Origin of the sequence: Yersinia sp. 1252 StPb PI (assembly GCF_048593885.1) — a bacterium.
GTDB classification, from domain to species: Bacteria; Pseudomonadota; Gammaproteobacteria; order Enterobacterales; family Enterobacteriaceae; genus Yersinia; species Yersinia enterocolitica_E.
On the sequence record NZ_JAZGQE010000345.1, the window covers coordinates 1 to 1,783 of the forward strand.

Genomic DNA, 1,783 nt, shown 5'->3' on the forward strand with positions numbered 1-1,783 from the left:
GGGCCTATCTTGGCGGCTCGGAAAGACGAGAAGTGGTGTAGCAACGCCGAGAGGAGTAGCAAAGCCGCGAACAAAGAACATGAAGGCTCAGTTTAACGACTGGGCCTTTTTTATTGGCAGTAAATCACCGCGCATTCTCCGCGCAATAAAAACCAAGAGTCTTTTTCGGGATATGAGGCAGGGATAGGACGGTGGCTTTCATCGTGCCGCTCTTGGGCTGTCCATATCTGGAGAACTGACTCATATCCCAAAAAGGAAATACGATGAAACACCTGATTAAAATCATTAAAGGCACTCCAGTAGTTAGCACTGATGTAATCGCAATAGAGTTTGGTCGTCGTCACGATAACGTAATGCAAAACATTCGCTCCTTGATTGATTCTGAACATTTAGATGCCCTTGATTTCAAGGAGACCTCATACGTAGATAAAATGAACAGAGCAAAGCCATGCTACGAACTTACTGAGCGTGGTTTTCTGATCGCAATGCCATTCATCGGCGGCGAGAAAGCAAGGGATGGTCAGGTTCGTCTGGTTGATAGTTTTATTGCTTACCGGGAAAAAGCTAAATGTGAAGCGGCTATTCAAGCAGAGCGGGATTTAGCTAGGGTTGAATACCGACCAATGACCAATGCGATCAAGATCAGCAAAGAAGCGGAAGGGAAAGAGGCTGAACATTATCACTTCAGCAATGAAGCCAACCTGATAAACCGCATTGTGCTTGGCGCAACTTCTGCGAAGTTCAGGAAAGAGAATGAAATCGGAAAGGCCGAGGCGATTCGTGACTATTTGACCGCTGAGCAAATCCGGGCCATTACTGAGCTTCAGCGTGCAGACACGGTATTCATCAATATGGGCTGGGACTTTGAAAAGCGTAAGTCTGAGCTGACCAGGATGTTTGAGCGAAACCACAAAACACCGCTCATTGAAGAGCAACACCGGTTGGCGGCCTGATATCCCAAAGTGTTAAATCACACTTTGAATATAAATCAATTGGTTACAGATTGAGAGCCACTTTCACAACGGCTCTCAATCATTACAGACATAAAACATCATAAAGGAATCCCCATGACGACTAATGTAATTCACCAATCTGGAAAGACTGTAAAAGTCGCCACTTCAGGCGATGCATATGTATTGCCTGCCGCCACACCAACAGTGTTAGGTGGTGTAAAGAAAGCCGCAACTGTTGCCGATTGCACGGTAGCCGCAGATGGCACAAGCGCAGGAAATCAACTTAATGCGTTGCTAACGTCATTACGTGCTGCTGGCATTATCGTTTAAAGAACAATATCTCGTCGGGTTAGAAATCCTCCGAGAGTGGAAAGTGGGATGTGCTGAAAAATGTCAATCAATGTTATTGAAAGTTTCGAGTTATGGATTCGGCCATGTCATAGCACTCAATATGTGCGAGTTGGTTATATGAGGCAGGAAACTCCAGATATGGATGTTGATTTTATTTATTGTTTTACAGACAAGGTCACCCCATCAATTAGCGCAATCAAAAAAGATTACATTGATGCGTTCAGAGTGGTAGCAACCTACGCGGAGTAGAAAATGGCAAAGCTCACTGACAAACAAGAGCTGTTTGCCCGTGAGTACCTGAAAGACCTCAATGCCACACAGGCAGCAATCAGGGCGGGTTACAGCGAAAAGACCGCCCGGAAGATAGGCAGCGAAAACCTCACAAAACCAGACGTTGCAGAACGCATCGCAGAGCTTAAGGGGGAGCGCTGTGAAGAGGTTGGCATTGACGCAGCTTACGTACTTCGACGCTTAGTTGA

The 1,783-nt window shown here is 46.0% G+C and carries 3 protein-coding genes; all 3 read left to right on the forward strand.

The genetic code is table 11. The annotated features are described in order from the left end of the window. The first annotated feature begins 263 nt into the window (after nt 1-263). The gene (locus tag V2A85_RS23400) at nt 264-953 is read left to right on the forward strand and encodes a Rha family transcriptional regulator (protein ID WP_420072522.1); all 690 of its coding nucleotides are present in this window, start codon (nt 264-266) and stop codon (nt 951-953) included. Nucleotides 954-1,067: 114 nt separating this feature from the next. Continuing rightward, a complete protein-coding gene (locus tag V2A85_RS23405) occupies nt 1,068-1,283 on the forward strand; it encodes a head fiber protein (RefSeq protein ID WP_050875803.1) in 216 nt (71 codons plus the stop codon). 273 nt (nt 1,284-1,556) lie between these two features. Continuing rightward, a partial coding sequence (locus V2A85_RS23410) for a terminase small subunit (protein WP_420072523.1) occupies nt 1,557-1,783 on the forward strand: 227 nt, incomplete at its 3' end.